Annotated in this window: 25 protein-coding genes; 9 read left to right on the forward strand and 16 right to left on the reverse strand. The window is 71.9% G+C overall.

What is annotated here, in order from left to right:
• Positions 1 to 106: 106 nt before the first annotated feature.
• The 4 genes from AC4OXY_RS12395 to AC4OXY_RS12410 form a co-directional block, all read right to left on the reverse strand.
• Positions 107 to 868 (reverse strand): SDR family oxidoreductase, encoded by a 762-nt coding sequence (locus AC4OXY_RS12395; RefSeq protein ID WP_356029999.1) that lies wholly within the window; start codon positions 866 to 868, stop codon positions 107 to 109.
• A gap of 30 nt (positions 869 to 898) precedes the next feature.
• The gene (gene fabG, locus AC4OXY_RS12400) at positions 899 to 1660 is read right to left on the reverse strand and encodes a 3-oxoacyl-ACP reductase FabG (protein WP_362821386.1); all 762 of its coding nucleotides are present in this window, start codon (positions 1658 to 1660) and stop codon (positions 899 to 901) included.
• 159 nt (positions 1661 to 1819) lie between these two features.
• Positions 1820 to 2269 (reverse strand): DUF3037 domain-containing protein, encoded by a 450-nt coding sequence (locus AC4OXY_RS12405; protein ID WP_356029996.1) that lies wholly within the window; start codon positions 2267 to 2269, stop codon positions 1820 to 1822.
• Entirely contained in the window at positions 2266 to 3042 is a 777-nt protein-coding gene (locus AC4OXY_RS12410; RefSeq protein WP_362821388.1) for a HipA family kinase, read from the reverse strand. Before AC4OXY_RS12410 ends, AC4OXY_RS12405 begins: the two co-directional genes overlap by 4 nt.
• Positions 3043 to 3204: 162 nt before the next feature.
• Here AC4OXY_RS12410 and AC4OXY_RS12415 point away from each other — a divergent pair, with 162 nt between their 5' ends.
• Entirely contained in the window at positions 3205 to 3720 is a 516-nt protein-coding gene (locus tag AC4OXY_RS12415; protein WP_356029993.1) for a Rieske (2Fe-2S) protein, read from the forward strand.
• Positions 3721 to 3726: 6 nt separating this feature from the next.
• On the opposite strand, the gene AC4OXY_RS12420 is transcribed toward AC4OXY_RS12415, so the two are convergent.
• Positions 3727 to 4371, reverse strand: coding sequence for a cysteine hydrolase family protein (locus tag AC4OXY_RS12420; protein WP_491993921.1), 645 nt, complete (start codon positions 4369 to 4371; stop codon positions 3727 to 3729).
• An 84-nt stretch (positions 4372 to 4455) separates the two neighbouring features.
• On the opposite strand from AC4OXY_RS12420, the gene AC4OXY_RS12425 reads away from it, so the two are divergent.
• Complete coding sequence (locus AC4OXY_RS12425) at positions 4456 to 4926, forward strand: pyridoxamine 5'-phosphate oxidase family protein (RefSeq protein ID WP_491993922.1); 471 nt, start codon at positions 4456 to 4458, stop codon at positions 4924 to 4926.
• Between the two features lie 56 nt (positions 4927 to 4982).
• Here AC4OXY_RS12425 and AC4OXY_RS12430 read toward each other — a convergent pair whose 3' ends face one another.
• Positions 4983 to 5885, reverse strand: coding sequence for a LysR family transcriptional regulator (locus AC4OXY_RS12430; RefSeq protein WP_356029989.1), 903 nt, complete (start codon positions 5883 to 5885; stop codon positions 4983 to 4985).
• 74 nt (positions 5886 to 5959) lie between these two features.
• Here AC4OXY_RS12430 and AC4OXY_RS12435 point away from each other — a divergent pair, with 74 nt between their 5' ends.
• A complete protein-coding gene (locus AC4OXY_RS12435; RefSeq protein WP_491993923.1) occupies positions 5960 to 6913 on the forward strand; it encodes a DMT family transporter in 954 nt (317 codons plus the stop codon).
• Between the two features lie 154 nt (positions 6914 to 7067).
• On the opposite strand, the gene AC4OXY_RS12440 is transcribed toward AC4OXY_RS12435, so the two are convergent.
• Complete coding sequence (locus AC4OXY_RS12440) at positions 7068 to 8399, reverse strand: aminotransferase class I/II-fold pyridoxal phosphate-dependent enzyme (protein ID WP_356029987.1); 1332 nt, start codon at positions 8397 to 8399, stop codon at positions 7068 to 7070.
• Between the two features lie 70 nt (positions 8400 to 8469).
• Here AC4OXY_RS12440 and AC4OXY_RS12445 point away from each other — a divergent pair, with 70 nt between their 5' ends.
• Entirely contained in the window at positions 8470 to 9150 is a 681-nt protein-coding gene (locus tag AC4OXY_RS12445) for a pyridoxamine 5'-phosphate oxidase family protein (protein ID WP_362821391.1), read from the forward strand.
• Here AC4OXY_RS12445 and AC4OXY_RS12450 read toward each other — a convergent pair.
• The 3 genes from AC4OXY_RS12450 to AC4OXY_RS12460 all read right to left on the reverse strand — a co-directional run bounded on the left by AC4OXY_RS12450 (position 9137) and on the right by AC4OXY_RS12460 (position 11996).
• On the reverse strand, positions 9137 to 10114 hold the full coding sequence (locus tag AC4OXY_RS12450) for a DMT family transporter (protein ID WP_491993924.1): 978 nt from the start codon (positions 10112 to 10114) through the stop codon (positions 9137 to 9139). The two genes, AC4OXY_RS12445 and AC4OXY_RS12450, sit on opposite strands and share 14 nt — an antisense overlap.
• Positions 10115 to 10303: 189 nt before the next feature.
• Entirely contained in the window at positions 10304 to 11296 is a 993-nt protein-coding gene (locus AC4OXY_RS12455; protein WP_376288503.1) for an EamA family transporter, read from the reverse strand.
• 115 nt (positions 11297 to 11411) lie between these two features.
• Positions 11412 to 11996 (reverse strand): Clp protease N-terminal domain-containing protein, encoded by a 585-nt coding sequence (locus AC4OXY_RS12460; protein ID WP_362821393.1) that lies wholly within the window; start codon positions 11994 to 11996, stop codon positions 11412 to 11414.
• Between the two features lie 347 nt (positions 11997 to 12343).
• On the opposite strand from AC4OXY_RS12460, the gene AC4OXY_RS12465 reads away from it, so the two are divergent.
• Positions 12344 to 12772: a type II toxin-antitoxin system Rv0910 family toxin gene (locus tag AC4OXY_RS12465; protein ID WP_356029980.1), complete on the forward strand. Its 429-nt coding sequence runs from the start codon at positions 12344 to 12346 to the stop codon at positions 12770 to 12772.
• A gap of 77 nt (positions 12773 to 12849) precedes the next feature.
• Here AC4OXY_RS12465 and AC4OXY_RS12470 read toward each other — a convergent pair whose 3' ends face one another.
• On the reverse strand, positions 12850 to 13476 hold the full coding sequence (locus AC4OXY_RS12470; RefSeq protein ID WP_362821394.1) for a PadR family transcriptional regulator: 627 nt from the start codon (positions 13474 to 13476) through the stop codon (positions 12850 to 12852).
• Between the two features lie 265 nt (positions 13477 to 13741).
• On the opposite strand from AC4OXY_RS12470, the gene AC4OXY_RS12475 reads away from it, so the two are divergent.
• Positions 13742 to 14170 carry a VOC family protein gene (locus AC4OXY_RS12475; protein WP_491993925.1) on the forward strand — a complete coding sequence of 143 codons (429 nt, stop codon included), beginning with the start codon at positions 13742 to 13744 and terminating at the stop codon, positions 14168 to 14170.
• 24 nt (positions 14171 to 14194) lie between these two features.
• Here AC4OXY_RS12475 and AC4OXY_RS12480 read toward each other — a convergent pair whose 3' ends face one another.
• Together AC4OXY_RS12480 and AC4OXY_RS12485 are read right to left on the reverse strand one after the other, a co-directional pair.
• Positions 14195 to 14434: a hypothetical protein gene (locus AC4OXY_RS12480; RefSeq protein ID WP_491993926.1), complete on the reverse strand. Its 240-nt coding sequence runs from the start codon at positions 14432 to 14434 to the stop codon at positions 14195 to 14197.
• Positions 14435 to 14477: 43 nt separating this feature from the next.
• Complete coding sequence (locus tag AC4OXY_RS12485; RefSeq protein ID WP_376288308.1) at positions 14478 to 14912, reverse strand: VOC family protein; 435 nt, start codon at positions 14910 to 14912, stop codon at positions 14478 to 14480.
• A gap of 120 nt (positions 14913 to 15032) precedes the next feature.
• Between AC4OXY_RS12485 and AC4OXY_RS12490 the strand changes: the two genes are divergently transcribed.
• Positions 15033 to 15845 (forward strand): PhzF family phenazine biosynthesis protein, encoded by an 813-nt coding sequence (locus AC4OXY_RS12490; RefSeq protein ID WP_491993927.1) that lies wholly within the window; start codon positions 15033 to 15035, stop codon positions 15843 to 15845.
• Between the two features lie 8 nt (positions 15846 to 15853).
• On the opposite strand, the gene AC4OXY_RS12495 is transcribed toward AC4OXY_RS12490, so the two are convergent.
• Both AC4OXY_RS12495 and AC4OXY_RS12500 read right to left on the reverse strand, forming a co-directional pair.
• Positions 15854 to 16654 (reverse strand): CPBP family intramembrane glutamic endopeptidase, encoded by an 801-nt coding sequence (locus AC4OXY_RS12495; protein ID WP_376288306.1) that lies wholly within the window; start codon positions 16652 to 16654, stop codon positions 15854 to 15856.
• Positions 16655 to 16784: 130 nt separating this feature from the next.
• Positions 16785 to 18323, reverse strand: a complete 1539-nt coding sequence (locus tag AC4OXY_RS12500) for a glutamate-cysteine ligase family protein (protein WP_491993928.1) — start codon at positions 18321 to 18323, stop codon at positions 16785 to 16787.
• Positions 18324 to 18894: 571 nt separating this feature from the next.
• Between AC4OXY_RS12500 and AC4OXY_RS12505 the strand changes: the two genes are divergently transcribed.
• Both AC4OXY_RS12505 and AC4OXY_RS12510 read left to right on the forward strand, forming a co-directional pair.
• Positions 18895 to 19494, forward strand: a complete 600-nt coding sequence (locus AC4OXY_RS12505; protein WP_356029973.1) for a hypothetical protein — start codon at positions 18895 to 18897, stop codon at positions 19492 to 19494.
• Between the two features lie 314 nt (positions 19495 to 19808).
• Positions 19809 to 20015: a DUF5999 family protein gene (locus tag AC4OXY_RS12510; RefSeq protein WP_071377983.1), complete on the forward strand. Its 207-nt coding sequence runs from the start codon at positions 19809 to 19811 to the stop codon at positions 20013 to 20015.
• Between the two features lie 100 nt (positions 20016 to 20115).
• Here AC4OXY_RS12510 and AC4OXY_RS12515 read toward each other — a convergent pair whose 3' ends face one another.
• A complete protein-coding gene (locus tag AC4OXY_RS12515) occupies positions 20116 to 21159 on the reverse strand; it encodes an endo-1,4-beta-xylanase (protein ID WP_356037301.1) in 1044 nt (347 codons plus the stop codon).
• Positions 21160 to 21355: the final 196 nt, after the last annotated feature.

Here is a 21355-nt window from a genome sequence, read left to right on the forward strand (position 1 = left end):
TCGAAAAGACGATGACGAATCGATGACGACGTTGTCAGTTCGCTGTGCGGACCCGATGGGCGTTCCGGGCGCCGATCCGTCCGAAAATCGGCGCCCGGACCGTGGCTCAGCCCACGCCGGCGTTGAGGAAGATGCCGCCGTCCACGACGAGCGTCTGGCCGGTGATCCAGTCGGACTGCGCGGAGGTGAGGAAGGCCGCGGCCCCGCCGATGTCGGAGGGCACGCCGAGCCGCGCGAGCGGGTAGGCGGCGGCGGCCTCCTCCTCCCGGCCCTCGTACAGGGCCTGCGCGAACTTGGTCTTCACGACGGCCGGGGCGATCGCGTTGACCCGTACCTTCGGCGCGAACTCGTGCGCCAGCTGCTGGGTCAGGTTGATCATCGCGGCCTTGCTGACGCCGTAGGCGCCGATGAACGGCGAGGGCGCGAGGCCCGCGACCGAGGCGATGTTGACGATCGCGCCGCCGTTGTCCTTCTGCCAGGCGTGCCAGGTCTTCTGGGCGAAGCCGAGCGCGGAGATCACGTTGGTCTCGAAGACCTTGCGGGCGACGTCCAGGTCGAGGTCCGCGATGGGCCCGAACACCGGGTTGGTGCCCGCGTTGTTGACCAGGTGGTCGAGGCGGCCGAAGGCCTCCATGGTGCGCTCGACGGCCTCGGCCTGGTGGGCGAGGTCGTGCGCCTTGCCGGCGACGCCGATGACGCGTTCGGCGCCGAGCTTGTCGACGGCCTCCTTCAGGGCGTCCTCGTTGCGGCCGGTGATGCACACGCGGTCGCCGCGGGCGACCAGTGCCTCGGCGACGCCGTAGCCGATGCCGCGGCTCGCGCCCGTGACGAGGGCGACCTTGCCGGACAGCTCCGGGAGTTCAGTCATGTCGGTGTTTCCCCAGGTCCTCAGGGTTGCTTAGTCGAGCGGTCCGCCGGCCACGTACAGCACCTGGCCGGAGACGAAGCCGGCCGCCTCGCCGGTGAAGAAGGCGATGGCGTTGGCGATGTCCTCGGGCTCGCCGACGCGCTGCACCGGGATCGCGCCCGCGGCGGCCTTCTTGAAGTCCTCGAAGCCCATGCCGACGCGGTCGGCGGTGGCCTTGGTCATCTCGGTGGCGATGAAGCCGGGGGCGACGGCGTTGGCGGTGATGCCGAACTTGCCCAGCTCGATGGCGAGGGTCTTGGTGAAGCCCTGGAGGCCGGCCTTGGCGGCCGAGTAGTTGGCCTGGCCGCGGTTGCCGAGGGCCGAGGAGGAGGACAGGTTGACCACGCGGCCGAAGCCCGCGTCGACCATGTGCTTCTGGACGGCCTTGGTCATCAGGAACGAGCCGCGCAGGTGCACGTTCAGGACGGTGTCCCAGTCGGAGACGCTCATCTTGAACAGCAGGTTGTCACGGAGCACGCCCGCGTTGTTGACGAGGATCGTCGGGGCGCCCAGCTCCTCGACGATCCGGGCGACGGCCGCCTCGACCTGCGCCTCGTCGGAGACGTCCGCGCCGACCGCGATGGCCTTGCCGCCCGCGGCGGTGATCTTCTCGACGGTGTCCTTGCAGGCGGCCTCGTCGAGGTCGATCACGGCGACCGCGCGACCCTCGGCGGCCAGCCGTACGGCGGTGGCGGCACCGATGCCGCGCGCCGCGCCGGTGACGACCGCGACCCGCTGTTCAGTGGTGGACATTGCTTCTCCTCGCCCTTGAGAGAACCTGACGGGGCCCTCGCTGAGAGAACCCCTGGTGCGGTGAGCGACCGCTTAGTACCTTCAGTACAGGTGACGCTAGAAGCCCTGGCACCCGGTGTCAACGGCGCGCCGGGTGCGTGTGATCCATTACCTGACCCATTACCTCACCAGGAGGTCGAGCAAGCGCTCGGTCTCGGCCGCCGGGTCGGTGGTCAGCCCGGTGTGCACCGGGCCGGGCTGGACGACGGTGGAACGGGGCGCGATCAGCCAGCGGAAGCGGCGCCCGGCGTCGTCCCGGGCCGCCTGTCCGGCCCCCTCGCCGCCCGCGCAGTGGAGCTCGATCGCGTCGAGCGCGGCCCTGATCCCGGCCACGTCGGCCGCCGGGTCGAGGGCGAGCAGCCGGGCCTCGTCCAGATGGGTGCGGGCTCCGACGTAGGCCGTGGCCCGGCTGTAGACGACCACGCCCGCGTTGATGCACTCGCCGCGCTCCACGCGGGGTACGACCCGCAGCAGCGCGTACTCGAACACGTCCCGGTCGCCGCCCTGGCCCGCCCGCGTGATGTGCCGCTCGACGACGTGCCCGGCCATGTGGATGTGCGTCTCGCTCACTTGCCCTCCTCGGAGCCGGAGCCGATGCCGGTGATGCGCTCGGCGATGACGGCGGCGCGGGCGAGCAGCGGCCGAGCGTAGGCCCGGCGCAGGTCGTCCGGGGTGTCGAAGCCGGGCTCGTCGGCGAGCCAGGCGTCGGGGATCTCGGCGGTGACCTCGGCGAGCAGGTCCTCGGTGACCCGGGGCGCGAGGTCGGCCGCGGCGGCGGCGACGTCCGGTGCGAAGCGGGCGAGGGTGTGGTCGCGGGCGTCGTAGGGACGGGCCGCGGAGGCCTCGGCGGAGGGCCAGTTGTGGTGCCAGATCATCGTCGCTCCGTGGTCGATGAGCCACAGCTCGCCCCGGTGCACGAGGAGGTTCGGATTGCGCCAGGACCGGTCCACGTTGTTGATCAGCGCGTCGAACCAGACGATCCGGCCGGCCTCCTGCGGGCTCACCGGGAAGGCGAGCGGGTCGTAGCCGAGGGCGCCGGAGAGGAAGTCCATGCCGAGGTTGGCGCCGCCGCTGGACCGCAGCAGGTCCTGCACCTGCTGCTCGGGCTCGCCGAGTCCGAGCACGGAGTCCAGCGCGATGGTGACCAGCCGGGGCATCCGGAATCCGAGGCGCCGGGCGAGTTCGCCGCACACCACCTCGGCGACCAGGGTCTTGCGGCCCTGTCCGGCTCCGGTGAACTTCATGACGTAGGTCCCGAAGTCGTCGGCCTCGACGAGCCCCGGCAGCGAGCCCCCCTCACGCAGCGGCGTGATGTAGCGGGTCGCGGTGACTTCCTTGAGCATCGCCCCAGGCTACTGGGGCGATGGCGACAGCTCACGGACAGCTCTGGCTTACGGCCGCCTCATGTCCCGGCCGCGAGGATCTGGGTGCCCGTCTGAACGGGTGGTGCCCGAGCGCCGTACCCCTGGACGGATCACGAGAAGCTCCGCGGAAGGGAAATCCACATGAGCACCGCAACGCCCCAGCCGTCCGCCGGCCCGGCCCGTCGTACCGTCGTGGCGGCGGCCGGAGCCGCGGGTCTCGCCGCCGCGCTGACCGCCTGCGGTTCGAGCGACGACAACTCGTCCAGCACGACCGGCACCGGGTCCGGATCGACCGGTACGACGGGCTCGACCGGGGCCGCCGCCACCGGCGGGGCGTCCGCGTCCTCCGGGTCGTCCCAGAACGGCGGCGGCACCGCGCTCGCCAGGACCAGCGACATCCCCGAGGGCGGCGGCAAGATCTTCAAGGACCAGGGCGTGGTCGTGACCCAGCCGACGGCGGGCACGTTCAAGGCGTTCTCGGCCAAGTGCACCCACCAGGGGTGCGCGGTGGGCAGCGTGTCGGGCGGCGTCATCGTCTGCCCGTGTCACAACAGCCACTTCTCGGTCGCGGACGGCAGCGTGAAGCAGGGTCCCGCGACCCAGCCGCTGGCCGCCGAGAAGATCAGTGTCTCGGGCGAGAACATCACCCTGGCCTGAGCCGGTTCAGCCGCGCCGGCGCGGCCGTTCCAGGCAGCCGAGCACCTCGTCGGTGGTCGCCACCGTGGCGACCAGCGCGAGGGTGTGCCGGATCATCGCGGGGGTGTACTCGGCAGGCACCCCCGCCACCGCGTCGGCCGGGACGACGACGGTGTAGCCGAGGTTGACCGCGTCGAACACCGCGTTGGGTATCGCCACGTTGGCGGAGACCCCGGTGACGACCAGCGTGCGGCAGCCGAGGTTGCGCAGCAGGGCGTCGACCTCCGTGCCGTGCACCGGGGACAGCCCGTGCAGCCGTCGCACGACGATGTCCTCCTCGGTGACCTCGATCGGCGGCGCGACCCGGACGGCGCTGCTGCCCGCCAGCTGCCGCACCGGAAGCCGCTCGGCGGCCCGGAACAGCCGGGCGTTGCGGCTCGCGCCCCGGCCGTCCGGGCGGCGCTCGGCGATGGCGTGGATCACCTGGACCCCGCTCTCGTGGGCGGCGGCGACCAGCCGGGCGACCTTGTGCAGGGCACCGGAGGAGCGGGCCTCGCGGGCGAGTTCGGGCAGCGCGCTGTCCGGGCCGACGACCCCCTGCTGGCACTCCACGGTGAGCAGGACGGTGCTCGCGGGGTCGAGGAGTTCGCTGAGCTGTGCGTGCGACGGCATACCCATTTCCTTTTCTGACGAGTTGTCAGAGGATCACCGGGACACGATAGTTCGCCGAGACGGCGTGGGAGAAGAGGGGGCCGCATGACCGTGACCGATCAGCGCCGGGGCCGCAGGATCATGATGACGCCCGGTGAGCTGGACGCGTTCCTGACCGCGCAGCGCACCTGCCGGGTGGCGACCGTCTCGGCGGACGGCACGCCGCACGTCAGCGCGCTGTGGTTCGCCTGGGACGGCACCTCGCTGTGGCTGTACTCGGTGGTGCGCAGCAGGCGCTGGACCCAGCTGCGCCGGGATCCGCGCGTGGCCGTCGTGGTCGACTCGGGCGAGGAGTACGACCAGTTGCGCGGGGTCGAGCTGGCCGGCCGGGTGGAGTTCGTGGGCGAGGCGCCGCGTACGGGCGAGCTCTGCGCCGAACTCGACACGGCTGAGACGCTGTTCGCGCGGAAGAACTTCGGCCTGGACGAGATGCCGCACGACGGCCGGCACGCCTGGGTCCGGCTGACCCCGGAGAAGATCGTCTCCTGGGACTTCACGAAGCTGGGTGCAGCGTAGGGAAGTTGGGCGATGCGCACGTCCGTCGGGCGGGGCGCAGTGCTCAGTGCACCGGCTCAATGTACCGACTGTGCCGCCGTGCGCAGGGCCTCGACCGCCGCCCGGATGGAGGGGCGGCGGTCGGCGTCCGCGCGCCAGACGACGTACACATGGCGGCGTACGCGCTGGACCAGAGGCACCAGCACCACGCCCTCCGGCACCGGGCGGCGGCCCAGGCGCGGGGCGATGCACACGCCCAACCCGGAGGCGACGAGGCCGAGTTGGGTGTGGGTCTCGCTGGCGCGGTGGCCGACGATCGGCTCGATGCCCTTGGAGCGCAGGGTGAAGGTGAGCCACTCGTGGCAGAACTCGCCCTCGGCCCAGGTGATCCACTCGTCGTCGGCGAACTCGGCGAGGTCCACCTCGTCCCGGTGGGCCAGCGGATGGTCCGTCGGCATGGCGACGTCGGCCGGGTCGTCCAGCAGTGGCGCCTTGACCAGGCCGTCGGGCACCGGCATCGGCTTGTTGTACCAGTCCAGGACCACCGCGAGATCGAGGTCACCGCGCACGACACCGGCGATGCCCTGCTCCGGCTCCAGCTCGGTCGAGCGCACGCGCAGCCCCGGATGCCGGCCCCGCAGCGTGCCGAGCGCGGCCGGGAAGAGCCCCCGGGCGGCGGTCGGGAACGCCGCCAGCCGCAGCTCGCCGACGACCTGCCCGCGCTGCGCCTCCAGATCGGACTCGGCCAGCTCGACCTGCGAGAGGATCCGGCCCGCGTGCTCCGACAGCAGCCGGCCGGCGTCCGTGAGCCGCACGCCCCGGCCGTTCTTGGCGAGGAGCTGCTGGCCGACCTCCCGCTCCAGCTTGCCCAGTTGCTGGGAGACGGCGGACGTGGTGACGTGCAGCGCCTCGGCGGCGGCGCTGACCGAGCCGTGCCGGGCGAGGGCGTCCAGGGTGCGCAGGCGCTCAAGGTTCAACATGTAAGCGAGTCTAAGAGATACTGCGTGACAAATCTCGATTGTGCTACGAGGTTGGCTCCGGGCATCGTGAAGCCATGCGCAGCACGGTCACCGCACCCCCAGCCCAGTCCTCCCCCACGTCCGCCGAGTCGCCGTCCCGGCCCCGCCCCCGCCTCGACTGGCGGCTCCGCTTCGGCGCGCTGTCCCTGATCTGGGGCTTCAGCTTTCTGCTGATCAAGGTCGGGACGGACGGCTACGCGCCGTTCCAGGTCACCCTCGGACGGCTGGCGTTCGGCACGGCGGTACTGGCGGCCGCGATGGCGGTCAAGCGTGAACGGCTGCCCCGCGGGGCCCGCCTGTGGGGTCACATGGCGGTCGCCGCGTTCTTCCTGAACGCTCTCCCCTTCTCCCTCTTCGCCTACTCCGAGCTGACGATCCCGTCCACGCTGGCCGGCATCTGCAACGCGACCTCGCCCCTGTGGGGCATGGCCCTGTCCCTGGTCGCCCTCTCCGAGGACCGGCCGACCCGGGTCCGCGTGGCCGGCCTCGGCCTGGGCTTCCTCGGGGTGCTGACCGTGCTGGGCGTGTGGCAGGGCTTCCACGGCCTGGACCCCACGGGTACGGCGCTGGCACTGCTGGCCTCGCTGAGCTATCCCGTCGGCTGGATCCACGTCCGCCGGACACTCGCCGGAACCGGCAACTCCCACCTGTCGATGACCGGGGCGCAGCTGCTGCTCGCGACGCTCCAACTGGCCGTGGTGACACCGCTGTTCACCGGCTTCCCGACGCATTTCTCGCCGGTGCCGCTGCTGGCGGTCGCCGCGCTGGGCGCCCTGGGGACGGGACTCGCGGTGCTCATCCAGTACGGCCTGGTCGCGGAGGTCGGCCCGACGACCGCGCAGATGGTCACGTACTTCATCCCGGTCATCGCCACCGCCGCCGGCATCGCGATCCTCGGGGAGTCACTGCGCTGGACCACGCCGGTCGGAGCGGTGATCGTGCTGGCGGGGGCCGCCCTGACGCAGGTGCGGGGGCGGAAGGGGGCCTGAGCGCTCCGCTGGAAGTGCCGCGATGTGCCGTCGCTCGTCCGCGGCGCCGTCCCGGCCGGTCGCGCCCACGCGGCGGCAGCCGCATATCGGACACGGCCCCTTTCGGGCCGCTGCCGAGCCGCGGCGGACTTCCCCGGCCCTCCCGGGGGAGCGTTCACCCGTAGACCCGCGCCGGGGACGGCCGTACCGCTGCCGCCACCGCCTCCGCCAGGGGGGCGATGTCCTTCTCCGTGAGCGTCGAGACGGTGATACGGATCGCCGGGGGGCTGTTCAGGCGGTAGCGGGCGCCCGGGGCCACCGCCCAGCCGGACTGGACGAGGCGTGCCACCGCGCCCGTCTCGTCGGGGACCGGGATCCAGACGTTCATGCCGCTGCGGCCGTGGCCGACGACGCCCCGGTCCGCGAGGGCGTCGAGCAGCGCGTCCCTGCGTGCGCCGTACGACCGCGCCACCGCCGTGCGGTCCACGGCGCCCTCCCGCCACAGCCGGACCACGGCCCGTTGCAGCAGCAGGCTGACCCAGCCCGGGCCCAGGCGCTGGCGACCGCGCACCCGGTCGACGGTGACCGGGTCACCGGTGAGGACGGCCACGCGCAGGTCGGGGCCGTAGGCCTTGGAGGCGGAGCGGACGACGGCCCAGTGGCGGGTGACGCCCGCGAGGGGGTGCAGCGGGAGGTCGACGATGCCGTGGCCGTGGTCGTCCTCGATCAGCAGGGTCCCCGGATGGTCTCGCAGGACCGCGCGCAGCGCACGCGCGCGCGTGGCGGTCACCGAGGCACCGGTCGGGTTCTGGGCGCGGTCGGTGACGATCAGCGCGCGGGCCCCGGCGTCGAGGGCCGCGCGCAGGTCTTCGGGGCGCGGCCCGTCGTCGTCCACGGCCACTGCAAGGGTGCGCAGGCCCAGCGCGGGGACCAGGTCCAGGACGCTGCCCCAGCCCGGGTCCTCGACGGCGACGGCGTCACCCGGTCTGAGGTGGGCCGACAGGACGCGTTCGATGGCGTCGAGGGAGCCGGACGTCACGGTCAGCGGGCCCTCGGGGACGCCGTCGGCGTCGAGTTCGGCGCGGGCGAGGCGGACGAGGTCCGCGTCGACGGGGTCGTCCCCGTAGCGGACGGGCCGTCGGTCGCCCTCCCGCGCCGCCGCGGCGAGGGCCGGGGCGAGGCGGGGCAGCAGGGCCGGGTCCGGGTTGCCGGAGGCCAGGTCGCGGCCCCCGGCGGGGACCTCCACGTGCAGTTCCTCGCGTCCGGTGGTGGCCGGCCTGGGGCGCACCCGGCTGCCGCGGCGGCCGGCCGTCTCGATCACCCCGCGCTCGCGCAGGGTGCGATAGGCGGCCGCGACCGTGTTGGGATTCACGCCCAGCCGAACCGCCAACTCCCGCATGGGCGGCAGGGGTTGCCCCGGTGCGAGCTCACCGGAACCGACCGCGCCCTCGATGCCGGCCGCAATCTCCGCTGCGCCACGCCCTTCGATCCGATACTCTCCTAGCACAAAGCCAATTATGCACTAGTGCAATATGCGCCGCAACGCGGCTCGCCACAGCTCGCCATGGAGGACCGTCATGCAGGGGACGACCGAGGAATCCCGGGCCGCCGCCTACGCCCCGACCGACCGCACCGTGCCCACGCGCTCCGCGGACCGGGCGTCGTACGACAAGGAACTGGTGCACGCGATACTCGACGAGGGATACGTCTGCCACCTCGGCTTCGTCCGGGACGGGGCACCCGTGGTGCTGCCGACGCTCTACGGCCGGGTCGGCGAGCGGCTCTACGTCCACGGGTCCACCGGTTCCCGTCCGCTGCGGATGTCCGGCGCGGCCGACCCGGGGCTGGCGGTGTGCCTGACGGTCACCCATGTGGACGGGCTGGTGCTCGCCCGCTCCGCCTTCCACCACTCGATCAACTACCGCTCCGTGGTGGTGCACGGCGTCGCGCACCAGGTCACCGACCCCGAGGAGCGGCGCCTCGCCCTGGACGCGCTCGTGGACCACGTCGTGCCGGGCCGGGCCGCCGACTCCCGGCCCGCGAACAAGAAGGAGCTGGCCGCCACCGCGGTGATCCGCCTGGACCTGGACGAGGTCTCGGCCAAGGTCCGCACCGGCGGCGCGAACGACGAGCCCGAGGACCTCGCCCTGCCGCACTGGGCCGGCGTCGTCCCGCTCCGCAAGGGCTACGACACGCCGGTCCCCAACGCCGACCTGGCCCCCGGCATCGCACTGCCGGACTACCTCAGGGCGCGGTAGGGCGGCGCGGTCTCCCCGGGACCGGCCCCCGCCGGCCGGCGCCGCGTGCCTCGCTCACCGCGAGGCACGCGACCGCCGTGAGCATCAGCAGCGTGCCGGCCGCGGTCGCCGCCGTGAGCCGTTCGCCGAGCAGCACGACGGCGAGCACGGCCGCGGTCACCGGCTCCAGCAGCATGATCACGGAGACGGTGGCGGACCGTACGACGGCCGCTCCCGCGAAGTACAGGGCGTACGCGAGAGCGGTCGGCACGGCGGCGATGTAGCAGAGGAGCCAGAGCAGCCGGGCCGGGTGGGCGGTGTGCGGGAGCAGCCCGTCGTGCAGGGCGAACGGCAGCAGACACAGGCCGGTCACCGCGAAGGCCGAGACGGTGGTGTCGGAGGCGTCGACCGCGCCGCTCCTCCCCCACCAGCGGGTCAGCAGCGTCATGACGGCGTATCCGGCGGCCGACAGCAGCGCCGGCAGCACGCCCGCCGGGCGGACGGTCGCGGCCGAGCCGCCGAAGGTCAGCACGGCCAGCCCGGCGAGCGCGCCGCCGACGGCCAGGACACCTCCGGCGCCGAGCCGTTCCCCGAGCAGGAGCCGGGCGCCGAGCGCGATGAGCACGGGCCCGGCGCCGAGGGTGACGACGGTGGCCACGGCGAGCCCGGTCGACTCCACGGCCGCGAAGTAGGCGCTCTGGAACACCGCCAGCCCGAGGCCCGTGACGAGGGCCCGGACCGTCCGGCGCGGCAGCGGTTCGGTCGGGGCCGGCCGGGTCTTGGGGCGCAGCCCGCGCCCGGCCAGGAGGAACAGCAGCCCCAGCGCGCAGCGCCAGAACGACAGGCCGAAGGCACCCAGGTCACTGGTCCGGTAGACGAGGGAGGCGGCGGCGCCGGCGGTGCCCCAGGCGGCACCGGTGACGATCAGACAGAGCAGGCCATGCCCGACGGGCAGGCCGGAAGAGACGTTCGGGTTCGTCGACAAGAGAGTTTCTCCGCAGAAACGCACCGACGGGGTGCGGAAGTTCGAAGGCGACCCGTTTGAGCGGGGCGCGCGGACTTCGTCTGCGGGCAGCACCGTCCGGCCCGGCGCACACGCGCCGGGCGGTGTCCCGGAGGCCCGCCTCAGGCGGCCGGGGGCGAGAGAACGAGGAGGGACGGCACGATCGGCACCCTAGGCGGACGTCCCGCGCGCCGACAACTCCCTTTCCGGCCCGCCCGAGGCCACGGGATCGGCGGAGCCCTTGGCCGGGGCGGAGGACTGCGCGATGAACGCGCCGACCAGGACGACCAGTCCGCCGGCGAGCTGCGGCGCCGAGAGGTGCTCGCCGAGCAGCACCCAGGCCAGCACGGTCGCGATGACCGCCTCCAGACAGGCGACGACCCCGGCGACCTGCGGCGACAGCCGCCGTACCGAGAGCACCCCGGTGACGTACGCGACGACCGTGGCGATCAGCACGATCCAGGCCAGCAGGACGACGGCGGGTACGGCGGTGCCGTTCATCTCCGCGGAGCCGGTCAGCACCGTCCAGCGCATGGTCCAGGGGCGGGCCACCACGGTCAGCACCGCGGCGCCGACGAGCAGCCCGTACGCGATGACGCCGAGCGGGTCCGGGGCCTCATCCCCCGCGTCGCTGCCCTGGTCGGCGAGGACGAAGTAGCCGACCTGGCAGCAGGCGGCGGCGAGCGCGAACAGCAGGCCGAGCGCGTCGAAGCTCAGTCCCGACCAGACCTCGACCACACAGGCGAGACCGCCGGCCGCGAGGACGACACCGAGCGCGGCGGCGCGGGTCACCGGCCGCCGCTGGACGAAGCGCACCCAGCCCAGCACCAGGGCCGGGGCCAGATATTCGATGAGCAGCGCCACGCCCACCGGGATCCGGGAGAGCGCGGCGAAGTAGCAGGCCTGGACACCGGCGACGGCGAGCAGTCCGAACCCGGCGAGCAGCGCGGGCCGGCGGCGCGGCAGGCTCCGGTGGCGTACGGCGAGCGGCAGCATGACCAGGGCGGCGCCGGTGACCCGCAGCCACACCACGTGGAGCGGGTCGAGTCCCGCCTCGATCAGTGGTTTCGCGGCCACCCCGGACCCGCCGAAGGCGAGCGCCGACACGAGCGCGAGACCGAGTCCGGCGCCCTTGCCGTGACTGCCCTGACTGCTTTCAGACATCTGCACCGGCACATGATGACAGGCGGCGACATGAGCGTCACGCCCTTTGACACCTGTCTCAGGGGCTGGACCGCGCGGCCGCCGACCGGCCGGCGGCCGTTCCGGACTCGGCGGTTCAGCAGCTCGTGCCCCCGTCGCCCGCGTACTCCCCGGTGCCGGCGTCGATGCGGGCACCCAGGTCGAGGGCGGAGACGCCGGCGCGTTCGAGGACCTCGACCGCGCGAGCGCCGGGGTCCGCGGCGAGCGCGGCGAGCAGATCGGTGCCGACGGGGCGGAGCTCGCCGCGGCGCCGGGCCCGCTCGCGGGCGCCGCTCATGGCGGCGGCCGCGGTGGGCGACCAGGCGGGGGCGTCCCGGGTGTCGCGCGCGAGGGAGCGGGCCGGAGCGGGTACGACGGCGATGGCGCCGGAGTCCTCCACGCTGCCCTGCCAGCGCAGGCCGTAGCCGATGCTGCGCTGCACGAGGTAGCCGAGGAGCCTCGCGAGCCGCTGCGGGTCGCCGACGGCGGCGCGGACCCCGGGGTCGTGCTCCAGGAGGGAGTGCAGCAGATGGGCGGTGTCGATCTGCCGGTCCCCGTCCCGGACGGCCCTCCGGCGGGCACCCGCGACCACCGCCGCCAGCTCGGCGCCGAGCGCGGCATCGTCCTCGATGTGCGGAACCGCCTCGTCGTGGGCGGTCCCGCGGGTAGTACGGGGTTGCACAACCTCTACCCCATCAGCCTCAACGGCCCGAGTCATCCGCGAGCGGAACCATCTTCGCGTCCCACACAGAGTGGACGTCGCCGACCTCAATCTCATCCTTACGGAGGAGATTCGGCCGACATCATGCAGAGCGCACGCGCGTTCCGGCTCGTGGCGCTGCCGGCGGTCGACGGCAAGCAGTACGTCTACCGGGTGTACGCCCCGGAGGGACGCCATGCCGAGGCCGCCGCCTCACCGTTTCCATGTCACCATTTCCACGCCATTCCTGACGGTTCATCAGTATTGAACATTGCGGCCCCTGCCGCTACGTTCCGCGACACCGTAGCCCGACACGAAGGGGTGGTCGCATGGCCGAAGTCAGCGCCGAGGCACGCTTGGAGGCGCAGGCCGAGAAGGTATGGGCGCAGCTCACCGACTGGTCGGCGTACGGGGAGTGGAACGCGACCCACACCAACTTCCCCAAGGGCGGCCCCCAGACCCTGGCGGTGGGCGGGACCTTCCAGGAGAACATGAAGCTGATGGGCTTCCCGGCGGAGGTCGAGTGGACCATCGAGGAGCTGGAGCCGGCCCGGGTGTTCGCCATTCGCGGCAAGGGCCCGATGGCCGTGACCGTCGCCACGCGCTACACGCTCACCCCGCAGGGCGAGGCCACGGTGGTCCGTATCGACGGCGAGTTCACGGGCGCCGCCGTCTCCCTCATGGCGGGCAAGCTCAAGGACTCGGCGACGGCCGCACTCAACGAGTCCCTGCGCAAGCTGGCCGGACTGGTGGCCTGAGGGGCCGGACACGCGAGGGCGCCCCGTGGACGATCCACGGGGCGCCTTCGGTACGGGCCGGTGTTCGTCAGTGCTCGTCAGTCCTCGTCGGCGAGGATCAGGTACAGCTTCTTGCGGGCTTCGTTGATGACGGCCAGCGCCTTCTCGCGCTGTTCCTTGCTGCCGGTCTTCCAGACCTGGCTGAAGGCCTCCATCAGACCGAAGCCGGCCTGCCGGATCTCACCGAGAGCCTCCCAGTCGACCCCGCGCGAGGCCTCCTCCCACGGGGCGTCCGGGCCCTCGTCGGCGACGGAACGCCCGTCCCCGGTGAGCGCGAACAGCTTCTTGCCGCCCTCGCTCTCACTGGCGATCAGACCCTCGTCCTCCAGCAGCTGGAGCGTGGGGTACACCGAGCCGGGGCTGGGCTTCCACGCGCCGCCGCTGCGTTCGGCGATCTCCTGGATCATCTCGTAGCCGTGCATCGGCCGGTCTTTCAGCAGGGCCAGGATCGAGGCGCGTACGTCACCGCGCCGTGCCCGCCCCCTCGGACCACCGCGTCCGCGGGGCCCCCAGGGACCAGGGCCGAAACCGGGCCCACCGGGACCGAACCCCGGCCCACCGGGACCGAAGGGCCCGAACGCGGCCCGCCGCCCCTCGAACCCGCCCAGGCCCCGGTACCCGTGGCCCTCGTGCCGATGTCCGTGCTCGTATCCGTGGCTGCGCATCGCGATCACTCCATTCCATCGATGATCTGTCACGTCTGCATCGCGTATTGTTCGCGATGCCTCAACGATATATCGGGACCGATCGCATGGCAATGCCCTTTCCGAGCTGTCGTACCCGGCACGTCGGCTTCGAGCCGTGGCTGGAGCGGGACCGGCCGTTGCCGGTGGACTTCGGTCCGAGGGTGGCAGGGATCGGCCCACAGCCATTACGGCTGCACTGACAGGAGGGACCTCGACGGTCGACACCCGCCAATACGGTGGACCCATGTCGTCGATCAAGAAGTTCCAAGTCACCTTCGACTGCGCGGAACCCGAGCGCCTGGCCCGCTTCTGGTGCGAGGTGCTGGGATACGTCGTACCGCCGCCGCCGGAGGGGTTTGCCACGTGGGACGAATTCAAGCGCGCGCAGCCACCTGAGCAGCGGGATTCATGGTTCGCCTGCATCGACCCCTCGGGCGTGGGCCCGCGCCTGTACTTCCAGCGCGTCCCCGAGGGCAAGGTCGTCAAGAACCGGGTTCATCTCGATGTCCGGGTCGGCACCGGACTCGTGGGTGAAGAGCGCCTCGCCGCACTGGAGGCCGAGTGTGCACGACTGGTCCCGCTCGGCGCGGTACACGTGCAAACGCTGTACGACGGCAATGATGCGTGCATCCCGATGCAGGACATCGAGGGCAACGAGTTCTGTATCGACTGAGGAATGCCTCGTCCTGACTGTCCATCAGGAAAGATCCACATCGTGATCGATGAGGGACATCCCGGACACCAGAGCGCGGGCGGTGTCGGCGAAGTACTGCAGCGCGATCAGGTGGCTCTCCTGCGCCCGGACGGACGTGGCGAGCCGGGACCCCCGGTCCGGGTCACAGCTGCGCCGGTAGTACCGGGCAAAGGCGTCGACCGCTTCCAGCAGATCGAGTCCGGCGGGAACCGCCTGCTCGATCTCCTCGTAGTACGGCCGCACGCAGTCGGCGACGAGGCTGACTCGGGCTGGAAGAAGGATCCCCTCAGTCGAGGCAGAACTCGTTGCCCTCGACGTCCTGCATCACGAGGCACGACTCGTTCTCGTCGTCGGCCGGCAGCAGTTGCACGCGTGCCGCGCCGAGCGCCACCAGTCGTGCGCACTCGGCCTCCAGTACGGCGAGGCGTTCCTCACCCACGAGCCCGGTGCCGACCCGCACGTCGAGATGAACCCGGTTCTTGACGACCTTGCCCTCGGGGACGCGCTGGAAGTACAGGCGCGGGCCCACACCCGAGGGATCGCTGCAGGCGAACCACGCGCCCTGATCCTCAGGCGGCAGCGTGCGGTTGAACTCGTCCCACGTGGCAAACCCCTCCGGCGGCGACGGTGCGACGTATCCCAGCACCTCGCACCAGAAGCGGGCGACGCGCTCGGGTTCCGCGCAGTCGAAGGTGACTTGGAACTTCTTGATCGACGCCATCGGCCCACCATAGTTCGCGTGTGCTGTGCACCGCGACCCCGGGGCAGTGACCGCGAAAACGTGCCAGGACTCGTGCATTGGCCTTGGGCCGGTGCCCGGCGCGGCCGCTAGCGTCGGCTCATGCGCATTCGAATCGTGGACGCCTTCACCGACCGCCCCTTCACCGGCAACCCGGCCGGGGTCCTGCTCCTGGACGACGCCTTCCCGGACGACACCTGGCTCCAGAACGTCGCCATGGAGGTCAACCACGCCGAGACGGCGTTCGCGCACCGGCTGCCCGAGGGCGCCGAGGCCGACTGGGCGCTGCGCTGGTTCACGCCCGTCACGGAGGTCGCGATGTGCGGGCACGCCACGCTCGCCACGGCCCACGTCCTGCACACCACCGGCGCCCACTCGGGCCCGGCGCGGTTCGCCACCCGCAGCGGCGTCCTCGTGGCCACGCCCGCCGCGGACGGCTCGATCACCCTCGACTTCCCGACCGCCCCGCTCACCCGGGTCGAGGCCCCGGCCGGCGTCGCCGACGCGCTCGGCGCCGAGCCGGTCGCCGTCTTCGACACCGGCGCGAACGTCGGTGACCTGCTGGTGGAACTGGCCGACGAGAAAACGGTGCTGGGGCTCGCCCCGGACCACAGGGCCCTGGCCGGCTACTCCTCACGGGGCATCATCGCCACGGCTCGCGCCGAGGACCCCGCCCGGGGCTACGACTTCGTCTCGCGCTGCTTCTTCCCGAACGTCGGCATCGACGAGGACCCGGTCACCGGCTCCGCCCACACCGCGCTCGCCCCGCACTGGTCCGCCCGGCTGGGCCGCGACGACCTCACGGGGCTCCAGGCCTCCCGCCGCACCGGTCTCGTCCGCACCGCACTGCGCGGCGGACGCACGCTGCTCACCGGCCGCGCGGTCACCGTCGTCGACGGCGAACTGCACGCCTGACGCCGCGCTCAGCCCGTCGGCAGCCAGGACACCCGGTGCGCGAGCAGGGCGTAGCCGACGAACGCGCCGATGTCGAGCAGGGAATGCGCGACGACCAGCGGACCGACGCGCCCCCAGCGGCGGTACAGGTACACGAAGACCACGCCCATCACCATGTTGCCGACGAAGCCGCCGACGCCCTGGTAGAGGTGGTACGAGCCGCGCAGGACCGCGCTGGCGACCAGTGCGGTCCCCGCGGACCAGCCCAACTGGCCGAGCCTGCGCAGCAGATAGCCGACGACGATGACCTCTTCGAGGACCGCGTTCTGCACGGCGGACAGGATCAGCACGGGGTACTTCCACCACACGTTCGGCAGCGCCTCGGGGATGACCGTGAGGTTGAAGCCGAGACCGCGGGCGGCCAGGTAGAAGGCGATGCCGGTGCTGCCGATCACCGCCGCGATCGTGGCGCCCCGGCCGAGGTCGGGCCACGGCCTGGTGCGGTCGAAGCCCAGCGTGCGCAGGCCGGCGCCCTCGCGCAGCAGCAGATGGGCGACCAGGGCCACGGGGACCAGGGCGGTCGCGATGCCGAAGAGCTGCCAGGTGAGGTCCAGCCAGGGGCGGCCCGGGGCGGCCGACGCGTTCATGGTGGCCGCCTGGTCCTTCAGGCCGCCCGGCTTGGTCACCGAGCCGATGAAGCTGATCAGCGCGGAGACCCCGCTCGCGCCCAGCGACAGCGCGAGCACGAGCAGCGTCTCGTCCCGCAGGATCCGCCGCGGGTCGCGCTGCCGCGCCCCCGGGTCGGCCACCGCGTCAGCCTCCACCTGCACCCCTGCCTCCCGCCGGTTCACGGGCCCGCGGGCCCACCTGTCGCCTGGCAAGGATCGCAGAAGGAGATGTGAGCACGGTGAGGACGGCGCAGTGGTACGACACCGAGCACTGCGCCGCGACCCCGGCGGCTCAGGCCAGCTCAGCCCCCAGCCCAAGCGGAGCTACCGGTTCCGGTAGTCCCACCGGCCACATGTGCACCGGCTCCCCCGCGAGCATCAGCTCGGCATAGCGGCGCGTCGTCGCGGCCAGGGCCGCCTCGCGGGTCAGTCCCTGTTCGAGGGCCCGGTGGAAGGTGGCCGCCTGCCAGGACGCCCCGTTCACCCGACGCCGGCAGCGCTCCTCGACGACGCCCAGGTAGAGGTCCCGGTCGGCGGCCTCCACCCCCCACGCGTCCAGCCCGGCGGAGGCCAGCGGCAGCAGCTCGTCGCGGACCAGGGTGACCGCGTCCACCTCGCCCGTGCCGCCGTAGCGCCCCCGCCGCGGCCACACGAACCGCGCGTCGATGCCGTACCGGCACGCGGCGTCGAAGTTGGCCTCGGCCGCGGCGAAGGGCAGCCGGGTCCACACCGGCCGGCTCTCCTCGGCGAGGGAGCGCACCAGGCCGTAGTAGAAGGCCGCGTTGGCGATCACGTCGATGACGGTCGGCCCGGCCGGCAGCACCCGGTTCTCCACCCTCAGGTGCGGTACGCCGTCCGCGATGCCGTACACCGGCCGGTTCCAGCGGTAGATCGTGCCGTTGTGCAGCACGAGTTCGGCGAGGCTGGGCGTGCCGCCGGCGGCGACGACCTCCAGAGGTTCCTCGTCGTCGCACAGGGGCAGCAGGGCCGGGAAGAAGCGCAGGTTCTCGGCGAACAGTTCGTGCGCGGAGGTGATCCAGCGCTCGCCGAACCAGGTGCGCGGCCGTACGCCCTGTGCCTGGAGTTCGGGTGGGCGGGTGTCGGTGGACTGGAGGAACAGCGGGGGCCGGGACTCGCGCCACAGCTCGTGCCCGAACAGGAACGGCGAGTTGGCGCCGACGGCGATCTGCGGGGCGCACGCCACCTGCGCGGCGTTCCACACGTCGGCGAACCGGCCGGGGGTGACCTGGAGGTGCAGTTGTACGGAGGTGCAGGCGGCCTCGGGGACGATCGACTTCGCCGTACGGACGAGGTGTTCCACGCCCTCGATGTCGAGCCGGAAGTCCTCCCCGCGCGCGGCCACGATCTGGTCGTTGAGCAGGGTGTAGCGGTCGACCTCGGAGAGGTTGGCGGAGACCAGGTCGTCCGGGCCGAGCGTGGGCAGGATGCCGATCATGACGATGCCGGCGTCCACCTCGCGGGCCTTGCGGTCGGCGTAGGCGAGCGATGTGCGCAGTTCCTCGGCGAGCCGGTCGAATACCCTGCCGCCCAGTCGGTGTGGGGCTATGTTGACTTCCAGGTTGAACATGGCGAGTTCTGTTTGGAAATCGCGGCTCGCGATGCGTTCCAGCACCTGACCGTTCAACATTTTCGGCATACCGTCGGTACCGGCGAGATTCAATTCGATCTCGACGCCCATGAGGTTCTTGGGGCGGTCGAATCGCTTCTCCACCAACAGCCGCTCCAGTCCCGCCAGGCACTTCTGGAGCTTTTCTCGGTAGCGCTGGCGATCGGACAGGTCGAACTGCCCCGCCACGACCTTCTCCCCCATCGAAGTGTCCCTCCTCGGTGGGCGGACCGACGTTACGGCCGCCGGGCTCCCGGGTGCAGGGGGGATGATGCCCAGCGGAAGCGATCGATAACGCCCCGCGCGAGCCCGACGCACGCTACTCTGTCGGATTGTTCCCAGAGGCATTTTCACTGGGCATGCAGCAGCCCGGCCCACCGGGTACCCGGCACATCTCGTGAAAAACGCCGACGACATTCGGCCGACCGCTACCGGCGCGTATTCCGAGGTCAGCGAGGCAGGACCGGTCCGGGAACCGGGAGGATTCCCGCATATCGGTGGCGTATTGCGGTCTTGCGCGGTTCACCGGAATCGGATAGACGAAACAACGGCCGAACACGCGTCGTATAAACTTCGCCCACAAGGCAGAAGGTTGACGCCCTCGGTCGTGGTTCCTGCCATGTTCCTGCCGTCGCGGTCACGGGAGGCAGACCGAGCCGCACCCACGTTCACCGACCCGGGCCACCACCCTTCCGGCCTTTCCGTGAGCAGACAGCGCCGTCCGCCCCACCCTCCTCGCGCCGCCGCGCCTGTCGAATGAGAGAGGCGACCCACCATGCCGCTGCACGTGCCCCCTGCCCCCGCGCCCGCCCTGCGTTCCGTCCTCGCCGCCCTCGGTTCCCCCACCGCCGTCCGCGAGGCCCGCACCCCGTCCCTGCGCGCCGCGCAGGGCCCGGCGACACCCGAACTCCCGCTTCCCGTCCATGTGCTGGACCGGATCACGCCCCAGGGGCTGTCCGCGACCCGGCTGGCCGGCTGGCGCTTCCTGATCCGCTGCGGCGACAAGGCGGTGGCCGCCGCCGACACCATGCTCACCCCGGACGGCTGGACCTTCTCGCACTTCTTCGAGGGCCCCTACGTCCCCTCCACCGAGCGCGCGATGCAGCAGGCGGAGGCGCTGCAACAGCCGTACCAGGCACGGCTGCTGTCCGTCCCCGGGCTGTACATGCTCACGCTGTGGCTGCACGGAGACACCACCGCCGACGGCGCCGAGGGGCACCCGGCCGGCACCGATCTGCTCGTTCCCCTCGCCCCGGCCCCGCCCGGCATATCGGCGCACCGCCCGTTCCGGGTCGCCGAACTGCTACCGGTACTGACCCACCGCGCCACCCCGCTCCCGCTCCTCGGCCCGACCGTGCTCGGCTCGCCCGCCTGACCGGACCTCCCGCGTGCCCCGCCGCCTCCCGGCGGCGGGGCACGCCCATGCCGGACACACGTGCCGGAACACCCCTGCCAGGGCCCAGGTCAGGGGCTTGGCCTGCATGGACTAGCCCCATCCGACCACTGCGAACCACCCAAAGGGACAGTGCACTTGGACTGAACCGTCCGCCCGGGTGACGCGTCATGAACCTGTGAGAAGCGGTGCCGCGAAATCCCTGCGGAATGACGCCCGGAGGGCAACACTGGGTTCCGACCGACTTATCACCACGGGGGACGGCCATGACCACGACAGAGCGAGAGATCCCACCCATGTGCCAGCACCAGCCGCCGTGTCCGACAGCAGAGTCCGCCGACCGGGAGTCCGCCCGACTCGTGGCGCACCATCCCGAGCAGGGCTGGAGTCTGCTGTGCAACGGCGTCCTGCTCTTCGAGGACACCGGTGAGCTGCTGCCCGACGGCCGCATCATCGCTCCGCACCGCCCGCTGGGTGCGGAGCATGTGATGACCGCCGCCTGAGCGGAGGGCGCGCGAAGGACCTGCGGGGCCGGCCGCACCGTACGAGGTGCGCACCGGCCCCGAAGTGTGTCCAGGGGCGGTTACGGACCGTGCCCAGGTGCTAGCTCAGCGCCTCCCGCAGCGCCTGGTACGCCGGCTTGGGGTTCAGCTGCTCGTCCCAGGGCAGGGCGGCACCCTCGCCGGGGAAGACCCCCGGGATCCAGGAGTACTTGTCGGTGTAGTCCCAGACGGTGATGCCCACGCACCGGCGCACGGCCAGGCAGGCCTGCGTCAACTGCCGGTACCAGTCGGCCTGTTCGGCCAGCTTCGCGTCGGTCGCGGGTAGTTGCATCCGTACGTCGACCTCGGTGAGCGCGGTGTCCAGGCCGAGGCGGGAGAAGCGGCTCAGGTTGTCCCTGAGCGTGGTGGGATAGCCGTACTGGAGCGCCAGATGGGTCTGGAAGCCGATGCCGTCGAGCGGGACGCCTTCGGCCTTGAGGCTCTTGGCGAGCGCGTAGTAGGCGTCGCTCTTCGGGCCGGTCGCCTCGATGTTGTAGTCGTTGAGGTACAGCCTGGCGTGCGGGTCGGCCTCGTGGGCCCAGCGCAGCGCGTCGGCGATGTAGCCGGGGCCGAGCGTCTTGTACCAGAGGGTCTCGCGGTAGGTGCCGTCCTCGTTGAAGGCCTCGTTGACGACGTCCCAGGAGTACACCTCACCCCGGTAGTGCCGTACCTCGGTGGTGATGTGCTTCTTCAGCACGGCCCGCAGTTCGGCGGCCGTCCACTGCCTGGAGGTGAGCCAGTCGGGCAGCTGGCTGTGCCAGACCAGGGTGTGGGCGCGAACCTGCTGGTGGTGCTCGCGGGCCAGGTTCACGATCTGGTCGCCGTCGGTCCAGTCGAAGACGCCCTGCCGGGGCTCGGTGGCGTACCACTTCATGCCGTTGCCTGGCGTGATCATGTCGAACTCGTCGCCGAGGATCTTCGTGTAGGCGCTGTCGGTGAGTTCGGGGTTGTCGGTGGCGCTGCCGACGTAGCGGCCGTGGCGCCGGGCGAGATCGGCGAGCGTGGGCTGCCGGTCGTGAGCCTGGGCGGCGGGGCCGGTGGCGACGCCGGCGGCCACGAGGACGGCCGCGAGGGCGCCGGCGAGTCTCAGACGTACCTGGGGCATGGTGCGGCTCCGATCTGCGGGACGAGGGGTGTTCAGCCCTTGGCGGCGCCGGCGACGAGACCGCCGACGAGCCGGCGTCGAGTAGTCGAAACATTCGAGCAAATCCCCGAACGTTCGGAACCGCGACTCTAGAAGGGCCCCTCGGGAGCGTCAAGGTGTCACGCACGAGGTCCGGGTGCGTAGTCGAACCAGCCGA

It is taken from the genome of Streptomyces sp. HUAS MG56 (assembly GCF_058673395.1).

Bases quoted from the DNA above. Each gene is read 5' to 3' on its own strand.
- AC4OXY_RS12395 (WP_356029999.1), bottom strand. From the start codon at position 868: ATGACTGAACTCCCGGAGCTGTCCGGCAAGGTCGCCCTCGTCACGGGC.
- fabG (WP_362821386.1), bottom strand. From the start codon at position 1,660: ATGTCCACCACTGAACAGCGGGTCGCGGTCGTCACCGGCGCGGCGCGC.
- AC4OXY_RS12410 (WP_362821388.1), bottom strand. From the start codon at position 3,042: ATGCTCAAGGAAGTCACCGCGACCCGCTACATCACGCCGCTGCGTGAG.
- AC4OXY_RS12415 (WP_356029993.1), top strand. From the start codon at position 3,205: ATGAGCACCGCAACGCCCCAGCCGTCCGCCGGCCCGGCCCGTCGTACC.
- AC4OXY_RS12420 (WP_491993921.1), bottom strand. From the start codon at position 4,371: ATGCCGTCGCACGCACAGCTCAGCGAACTCCTCGACCCCGCGAGCACC.
- AC4OXY_RS12425 (WP_491993922.1), top strand. From the start codon at position 4,456: ATGACCGTGACCGATCAGCGCCGGGGCCGCAGGATCATGATGACGCCC.
- AC4OXY_RS12430 (WP_356029989.1), bottom strand. From the start codon at position 5,885: ATGTTGAACCTTGAGCGCCTGCGCACCCTGGACGCCCTCGCCCGGCAC.
- AC4OXY_RS12435 (WP_491993923.1), top strand. From the start codon at position 5,960: ATGCGCAGCACGGTCACCGCACCCCCAGCCCAGTCCTCCCCCACGTCC.
- AC4OXY_RS12445 (WP_362821391.1), top strand. From the start codon at position 8,470: ATGCAGGGGACGACCGAGGAATCCCGGGCCGCCGCCTACGCCCCGACC.
- AC4OXY_RS12455 (WP_376288503.1), bottom strand. From the start codon at position 11,296: ATGTCTGAAAGCAGTCAGGGCAGTCACGGCAAGGGCGCCGGACTCGGT.
- AC4OXY_RS12465 (WP_356029980.1), top strand. From the start codon at position 12,344: ATGGCCGAAGTCAGCGCCGAGGCACGCTTGGAGGCGCAGGCCGAGAAG.
- AC4OXY_RS12470 (WP_362821394.1), bottom strand. From the start codon at position 13,476: ATGCGCAGCCACGGATACGAGCACGGACATCGGCACGAGGGCCACGGG.
- AC4OXY_RS12475 (WP_491993925.1), top strand. From the start codon at position 13,742: ATGTCGTCGATCAAGAAGTTCCAAGTCACCTTCGACTGCGCGGAACCC.
- AC4OXY_RS12485 (WP_376288308.1), bottom strand. From the start codon at position 14,912: ATGGCGTCGATCAAGAAGTTCCAAGTCACCTTCGACTGCGCGGAACCC.
- AC4OXY_RS12490 (WP_491993927.1), top strand. From the start codon at position 15,033: ATGCGCATTCGAATCGTGGACGCCTTCACCGACCGCCCCTTCACCGGC.
- AC4OXY_RS12500 (WP_491993928.1), bottom strand. From the start codon at position 18,323: ATGGGGGAGAAGGTCGTGGCGGGGCAGTTCGACCTGTCCGATCGCCAG.
- AC4OXY_RS12505 (WP_356029973.1), top strand. From the start codon at position 18,895: ATGCCGCTGCACGTGCCCCCTGCCCCCGCGCCCGCCCTGCGTTCCGTC.
- AC4OXY_RS12510 (WP_071377983.1), top strand. From the start codon at position 19,809: ATGTGCCAGCACCAGCCGCCGTGTCCGACAGCAGAGTCCGCCGACCGG.
- AC4OXY_RS12515 (WP_356037301.1), bottom strand. From the start codon at position 21,159: ATGCCCCAGGTACGTCTGAGACTCGCCGGCGCCCTCGCGGCCGTCCTC.